General features: G+C 63.6%; 7 protein-coding genes. All 7 read left to right on the top strand.

What is annotated here, in order from left to right; all coding sequences use genetic code 11:
* Nucleotides 1-229 precede the first annotated feature (229 nt).
* On the top strand, nt 230-1,402 hold the full coding sequence (locus MSIMFI_RS12280) for an acyl-CoA dehydrogenase family protein (protein ID WP_191497409.1): 1,173 nt from the start codon (nt 230-232) through the stop codon (nt 1,400-1,402).
* Nucleotides 1,403-1,412: 10 nt separating this feature from the next.
* Entirely contained in the window at nt 1,413-2,351 is a 939-nt protein-coding gene (locus MSIMFI_RS12275; RefSeq protein WP_191497408.1) for an enoyl-CoA hydratase family protein, read from the top strand.
* 87 nt (nt 2,352-2,438) lie between these two features.
* Nucleotides 2,439-3,041 carry a DUF1707 SHOCT-like domain-containing protein gene (locus MSIMFI_RS12270; RefSeq protein ID WP_191497407.1) on the top strand — a complete coding sequence of 201 codons (603 nt, stop codon included), beginning with the start codon at nt 2,439-2,441 and terminating at the stop codon, nt 3,039-3,041.
* Between the two features lie 96 nt (nt 3,042-3,137).
* Entirely contained in the window at nt 3,138-3,467 is a 330-nt protein-coding gene (locus MSIMFI_RS12265; protein WP_224770165.1) for a hypothetical protein, read from the top strand.
* Complete coding sequence (locus MSIMFI_RS12260; RefSeq protein WP_191497406.1) at nt 3,464-5,158, top strand: alpha/beta hydrolase family protein; 1,695 nt, start codon at nt 3,464-3,466, stop codon at nt 5,156-5,158. The genes MSIMFI_RS12265 and MSIMFI_RS12260 overlap by 4 nt, the downstream gene beginning before the upstream one ends.
* Nucleotides 5,155-5,820, top strand: coding sequence for an LppA family lipoprotein (locus tag MSIMFI_RS12255; RefSeq protein WP_191497405.1), 666 nt, complete (start codon nt 5,155-5,157; stop codon nt 5,818-5,820). Before MSIMFI_RS12260 ends, MSIMFI_RS12255 begins: the two co-directional genes overlap by 4 nt.
* A gap of 347 nt (nt 5,821-6,167) precedes the next feature.
* Nucleotides 6,168-7,442, top strand: a complete 1,275-nt coding sequence (locus MSIMFI_RS12250) for an Rv1453 family transcriptional regulator (RefSeq protein WP_191497404.1) — start codon at nt 6,168-6,170, stop codon at nt 7,440-7,442.
* The last annotated feature ends 5 nt before the right edge of the window (nt 7,443-7,447 follow it).

Below are 7,447 nucleotides of genomic sequence, written 5' to 3'. Positions count from 1 at the left end.
CTTCACTTGACGTTACGGACCGTTCGGTTGCACACCCCGCCACGCGGGATGCTCGACGCTGGGCTTCGGCCCCGCCCGTTTCCAGACGACACCGCCAGCCTGCTACCGGGCCTCCTGACAGCTACCCGGACCGGACTTACACCGGCAAGCGACGACGAGCTTTCGAATCAGCCGTCAACCGTTCACACGATCAACCACCTTTCACAACTGGACACACAGGAGATCCGTCATGACCGATACCAGTTTCATCGAAAGCGAGGAACGCCAGGCGCTGCGCAAGTCGGTGGCCGAGTGGGCGTCCAACTACGGCGCCGAGTACTACCTGGCGAAGGCCCGCAAGCACGAGCACACCGACGAATTGTGGGCCGAGGCAGGAAAACTCGGCTTCCTTGGCGTGAACCTGCCGGAAGAGTACGGCGGCGGGGGCGCCGGGATGTACGAGCTGTCACTGGTTATGGAGGAGATGGCGGCCGCCGGCAGCGCCCTGCTTCTCATGGTGGTGTCCCCCGCCATCAACGGAACCATCATCAGCAAGTTCGGCACTGACGAACAAAAGAAGCGCTGGATTCCCGGCATCGCCGACGGCTCCTTGACGATGGCCTTCGCCATCACCGAGCCCGACGCCGGTTCGAACTCGCACAAGATCACCACCACCGCCCGCCGCGACGGTAGTGACTGGATCATTAAGGGCCAGAAGGTATTTATTTCCGGCATCGACCAGGCGCAGGCGGTGCTGGTGGTCGGTCGCACCTACAAGGACACAGGGGCGAAGTCCTCCTTGCGTCCCGCGCTGTTCGTGGTGCCTACCGACGCGCCCGGGTTCACCTATACCCCGATCGACATGGAACTGGTTAGCCCCGAGCGCCAATTCCAGGTCTTCCTCGACGACGTGCGGTTACCCAGTGACGCGCTCGTCGGCGCCGAAGACGCAGCCATCGCACAGCTTTTCGCGGGCCTGAACCCCGAGCGCATTATGGGAGCGGCCAGCGCAGTGGGGATGGGGCGGTTCGCGCTCAGCAAAGCCGTCGACTACGTCAAGACCCGCAAAGTCTGGTCCACGCCAATCGGCGCGCATCAGGGCCTGTCACATCCGCTCGCGCAGTGCCACATCGAAGTAGAGCTGGCCAAGCTGATGATGCAGAAGGCAGCGACGCTCTACGACCACGGCGATGACGGCGGCGCCGCTGAAGCGGCCAATATGGCGAAATACGCTGCGGCCGAGGCGTCGTCACGCGCGGTCGACCAGGCAGTGCAGTCAATGGGCGGCAATGGGCTGACCAAGGAGTACGGCGTTGCCGCCATGATGACGTCAGCCCGGTTGGCGCGGATCGCGCCGATCAGTCGGGAGATGGTGCTGAACTTCGTCGCGCAGACGTCACTGGGCCTGCCGAGATCCTACTGAAACCCTACTGATGGACACACTCGTCGAGTATGCGTGCGATGGACCGGTTGCCAGGCTGACGCTGAACTCTCCGCACAACCGCAATGCGTTGTCCACCACGCTGGTCAGCCAGCTACATCAGGGTCTGCGGGACGCGGCCACCGATCCGGCGGTACGCGCAGTGGTGCTCGGGCATACCGGTAGCACGTTCTGTGCGGGCGCGGATTTGAGCGAGGCCGGCGGTGGTGAACCCCGTGGCGATCGCGAGGGCGGCGTAGCCGGGCGAAGCGGGTCGCCACCATCGGCCCGTGGCGATCGCGAGGGCGGCGTAGCCGGGCGAAGCGGGTCGCCACCATCGGCCCGTGGCGATCGCGAGGGCGGCGTAGCCGGGCGAAGCGGGTCGCCACCATCAGCATTCGACATGGCCGTGGCGCGGGCCCGGGAAATGACCACGCTGCTGCGCGCAATGGTCTCCTCGCCGCTGCCGGTGATCGGCGCCATCAACGGGCATGTCCGGGCGGGCGGCTTCGGTCTGGTCGGTGCGTGCGACATTGTGATCGCTGGCCCACGCTGCACTTTCGCCTTGACCGAGGCCCGGATTGGCGTAGCCCCGGCGATCATCTCGCTGACCTTGCTGCCCAAACTGTCGCCCCGCGCAGCGGCCCGTTATTTCCTGACCGGGGAAACGTTCGGCGCCAGCGAAGCCGCCGATATCGGCTTGGTGACCATAGCGGCCGAAGATGTCGACGCGGCGGTGGCCGCGCTGATCGCCGACGTGGGCCGCGGTTCACCTCAGGGGCTGGCGGCGACAAAGGCGCTGACCACCGCCGCCGTACTCGAAGGATTCGACCGTGACGCCGAACGGCTCACCGAGGAGTCGGCCCGGCTATTCGTTTCCGACGAGGCGCGCGAAGGCATGCTGGCCTTCTTGCAGAAACGTCCTCCTAGCTGGGCACCCGCTGGCCAATAGCGTTACGGTGGGCCAGGGTCCCGGTGAAGGTTGCAGTTTAGCCAACCCCTCTTGCAGCAAAATCTCTACGTCGTACGCTCGTGGGTGATGAGCAACTCAGCGCAACGTGACGCGAACCCAGCTCGCGACCAGTCTTCGCGTGCGGCCGATACCGATCGCATCCAACTTGCGCAATTGCTGGCCTACGCCGCCGAGCAGGGACGCTTGGAGCTGAACGAGTACGAAGACCGTCTTACCAGGGCCTATGCCGCAACGACGTACCAGGAACTGGATCGGCTGCGGGCCGACCTGCCGGATTCGCCGGTCAATCCCCGTAGGGGCGGCACGTGCAATCCGGCGCCGTCCACGCTGCTGCTGGCCCTCATGAGTGGGTTTGAGCGACGCGGCCGATGGAACGTGCCGAAGAAGCTCACGACGGTCACGCTCTGGGGCAGCGGGGTGGTGGATCTGCGCTATGCCGACTTCACCTCGACCGAGGTCGACATCCGTGCGTACTCAATCATGGGCGTACAGAACATCCTGTTACCGCCCGAAGTCAACGTCGAAATCCATGGCCGCGGTCTGATGGGTGGCTTCGACCGCCACGTCGTGGGAGACGGCACGCCCGGCGCGCCGACAGTGAAGATTCGTGGCTTCTCACTGTGGGGCGGTGTGGGCATCAAGCGCAAGGCCCGCAGGCCGCGCAAGTAGCACCCGAAGACGCTCCAAGCCGACTGGCCCGCACTTTTGTCGTGTGCCATACTCCGCCGGAAGCACGGCGTGCATCGGGCGAAAGTTGGGCTAGTTATGGCGGCGGAGTTGCGGGCGATTCCTGAGCTGCTGTGCCATGTGGGTAATGAACTTGCCAACCATGGTGAGTCGTTGCTGGCTGTGCAGCAGTCTTGCCACAGTGAGGCAGCGGGTGCGCGGTCGGGCTGGGTTGGCTCGTCGGCGGGTGCGTTGTTGGGGTTGCTTGATCGGTGGGCGACGGACAGCACCACCCACATCGGCCGCTTCGGTGAGCATTCCCGTGGTATGCATTTCGCCGCTACCGGGTTCGCCGCGATGGAGCAACGTCACGCCGCGGCGCTGGCGCAGATCGCTGCGGACGGCGGTGCCGCCCGGTCCGCGCGATGACGTTGACTTTGGCCGATATTGAGCGCTGGGATCCCGCCGCGATCGCGGCCGTGTTCGATGCCGCGATCAAGCGCTCATACGGCGCCCACACCGCGTCCGCTGCACTCGGTGAAACCATGCGGTTGCTCGACTTTGGCGGCGACGCCGCCGAAGCCGCGCGTGCGGCAACCCACCGCACGACGCTTATCCTCGACACTCACGCCGACGCCTGCGAGACGGTCGGGCACGCGGCGGCAAAGTCGGCCGAAGAGGTCGCCGCGATCAAGTTGCGCCTGCAGACAATCCGAGAGACCGCTCGGGATTTTCACCTGACAATCGACAACGCGACCGGTGCGGTGTCTCCGCCGACGAACTTGTTGTCATTCTCGCCTGGCGATCAGCGCGTCATCGTTGACGAAGCGGTCCGGCTGACCGAAAGCATCAACCGGCTGTTGGCTGACGCCGAGTGCGCCGATGAGGATTTGGCGGCCGCGATTCGTGGCGCCGACGGAGATCTGTCACCCGAGCAGATCAATGCTCAACTCAGCCACGAGCCACCCAAGATGCCGCAGGTGCCGCCACCAGGCAGCGATCCAGAAACGGTCAAGAAGTGGTGGCATTCGCTCACCCCGAGCCAGCAGGACCGGGTCAAAGAGTGGTACCCCAATGCCGTCCGCAACCTCGACGGCATCCCGACCAATATCCGTGATGAACTCAATATTCCTGTGCTGCAACGCGAAATCATCCGGCTACAGCACGGTTGGTTAGACCGCAACGGCGTGTGGCACACCGACCCTGAGAAGTTGGCAGACTTGCGGGCGCTACGAGATGCGCTTGCCGCAAACCCCGGCACCAGTCTGATCTTGCTGGACACCACCGGCAATCCGCGAAAAGTGCTGGCGGCAGTCGGAATTGGCGATGTCGACAATGCCGAACGGGTCGGCGTCACCGTGGGTGGCCTCAACACCAGGGTGAGCTCAAGTGTGGGAGATATGGTGCGGGAAGCCGAAGCACAACGCAACAAGGCGAGCGACCTGCGCAAGTACGCGGGCACACCGAATTACGATGCAGTGGCGTCGATTGCGTGGCTAGGGTATGACGCACCGGACAGTCTCACAGACGTGACGCACGATTGGCTTGCACGCGCGGCCGCAGGGCCACTCAACAGGTTCTATAGGGGGCTAGCCGGTGCCGCGAATGTCTCGGATCAGCACATCACGGCGTTCGGCCACTCCTATGGGTCGCTGGTGACTAGCCTTGCGCTGCAACAGGGTGCACCGGTGAGCGACGTCGTCCTGTACGGTTCGCCAGGCACCGAGCTGACCAATGTCTCACAGCTGGGCGTTGAAACCGGGCATGCCTACTACATGATCGGCGTGAATGACCATGTGTCCGATATCATCCCCGATTTCGGAGCATTCGGTGCAGCCCCGCAGGATCTACCTGGAATGACCGAATTGTCCACCAGTACCGGGCTGGCCCTCGGCGGTGACTATGGTGACGGCCAACTCCATGAGCGGGCCTACGGCCACTCCGAATACGCACGCATGGGCAGCAACGGGCAACTGCGCATGAGTGCTTACAATATGGCGGCGGTGTTGGCCGGGCTCCCCGCCGCCCTCACCCCCCCTCGCGCGGTGGGTGTGGACGCGCTCCCCGACGGGTCAGGTCCTTACGAAGTCCCCCCGCCGATCCCCCTTCACCACGAATGAGCCGAACACACCGCGTCCTGATTGCTGGGTTGCTCAGCACTTCTTTGCTGCTCGCCGGCTGTATCAAGCCGACAACACTTGATCCCCACGCCAATCCCGGGCGCGATGAACTAGACCGCTTGCAGAAGATCGTCAACGGCCGACCCGATTTGGAAACAGTCGAACAGCAACTAACCAACGTGGACGCCACGATTCGGGCGGCGATCGCGAAATACTCACCACAGACCCAGTTCTCAAGCACTGCAATCATCCATCCGACCAACGGATGCAAGGACCCGTTCAACCGCACCATCGGCAAGCAGGAGGAAAGCGATCATTTCTTCGGCGAACCAGCACCCAATAACGAACAATGGCTGCAGGTCGTTACCGAGCTGGCACCGGTGTTCTCGGCCGCGGGATTTCGGCCAAACAATTCCGCACCCGGCATGCCGCCGCCAACACCTGGTGCGCCCAACGACTCTCAGATCCGCGATGATGGCGCTTTGATCAATTTGGTGAACCACGGAAAGTTGGTGGATTACAACTATGACACCGGTTGCCACCTTCCCGCCGCTTGGCGCACCGCTCCGCCGCCGCCGGATATGCGGCCCCCGAACGACCCCAACGTGTACTACCCATACTTGTACGGATCGCCCGGCGGCCGAAGCGTCGATGCGTACTGATGAACTGGCCCAACTCGACCGCTTGCAGAAGATCGTCGACGAAGAGCGAAATATGCTCCTTAATCCCCCCTGCTACCTGGGCACGACGGTAACCGGGCACCGGGCTTGGTGGTGTTGCAGAGCCGAGCGTCCGCTGTGACTAGCACACAGTCGAGGTTTTCCGCCAGGGCGACGTAGCCTGCGTCGTGTGCGGACGGGTTCTCGCGGGTTTCCCAGATTCGCTCGAAGAGGCCGGGGCGAGCGACGCACAATGACGATCCCGACGATGCGGCGCCGAGATATATGCGTTCAGCTCGAACAAAAGCCAAAACTCGATGCAAAATGAACGAACGGCGTACAGTCCGGACGTGGTAGCCGATCAACCCACACCACGCATACGTGAACTCATCCGTCAGGCGGCCTGGATTGCCCTCAATCCCAGCCCGCAGTGGCTCGACGAGTTTGACCGAGCCACGCTGACCGCCCACCCGGCCCTCGCCGCGGACCCCAAGCTCGCGCAAACGGTCAGCCGCTCCAACCGCACCAATCTGTACCGCTTCACGGTCGCGCACCTGCGTGACCCCGGTGGCCCCGTGCCCGCAAACCTCGGCGGTAATCCGCTGCGCCTGGCCCGGGAGCTGATGCGCCGTGGCCTCGACGCATCGGCCGCCGCCATCTATCGCAACGGACTCAACATGGCCTTGGGGCGCTGGACGGACATCGTGTTCGACCTCACCTCTGACCGTAATGAGCTGCGCGAGCTACTCGACGTCGTCTCTCGATCGGCCAACGACTATCTGGACGCCACCCTTGCCGGCATCGCCAAGCAACTGCAGTTTGAACACGACGAGCTGCTGCGAGACATTTGTACCGAGCGGCTCAACCTCGTCCAAGCTCTGCTCGACGGCCGCCCAATGAACCGTGCCCACGCCGAAGCGCGATTAGGGTATGCCCTGAACAGACGTCACACCGCCGCCATCATCTGGTGCGACGAAGTCGATGCCGGCCATAGCCATCTTGACCGTGCCGCCGACGCGTACAGCCAAGCCGTCGGATGCCCCCAATCCCTGAAGGTGACCCCTAACGCCGCGACTCGCTGGGTATGGGTCAAAGACGTCGGTGCACTCGATAGCGACCAGGTCCAGCCGGTACTTCAGGACATCCCCAACGTGCGTATCGCGATCGGGACCAACGCGCTAGGAATCGACGGATTCCGGCGCAGCCATCAGGAAGCACTTAACACCCAGCAAACGTTGGTCCGTCTAGGGTCATCCCAGCCGATCGCCTTCTTCGACGCCATCCAAATGGTCGCGTTGCTCACGCAAGACCGCAAGGGCGCCGACGCTTTCATCCAAACCACCCTCGGCGACTTCGCCTCAGCCAGCCCTGTTCTGCAGACAACGCTGCTGACATACATCAACGAAAGCTGCAACGCCGTCCGCACCGCGCAACGACTGCATATCCACCGCAATACCTTGCTGTACCGGCTCGAATCCGCTCAGCGACTGCTCCCCCGACCGCTTGACAACAGCGCCGTTCGCGTTGCTGTCGCACTCGAAGCCCTGCAATGGCGCGGCCATCCTGCCATTCCAGCGAAACACCCGACCGAAGAGCCGTCCGAGGAGACCGCGTCACAGCACTGAGCATC

Source organism: Mycobacterium simulans (assembly GCF_900232995.1).
GTDB classification, from domain to species: domain Bacteria; phylum Actinomycetota; class Actinomycetes; order Mycobacteriales; family Mycobacteriaceae; genus Mycobacterium; species Mycobacterium simulans.
Note: the sequence above shows the minus strand (reverse complement) of the source record. Positions and strands in the feature narration are given on the sequence as shown.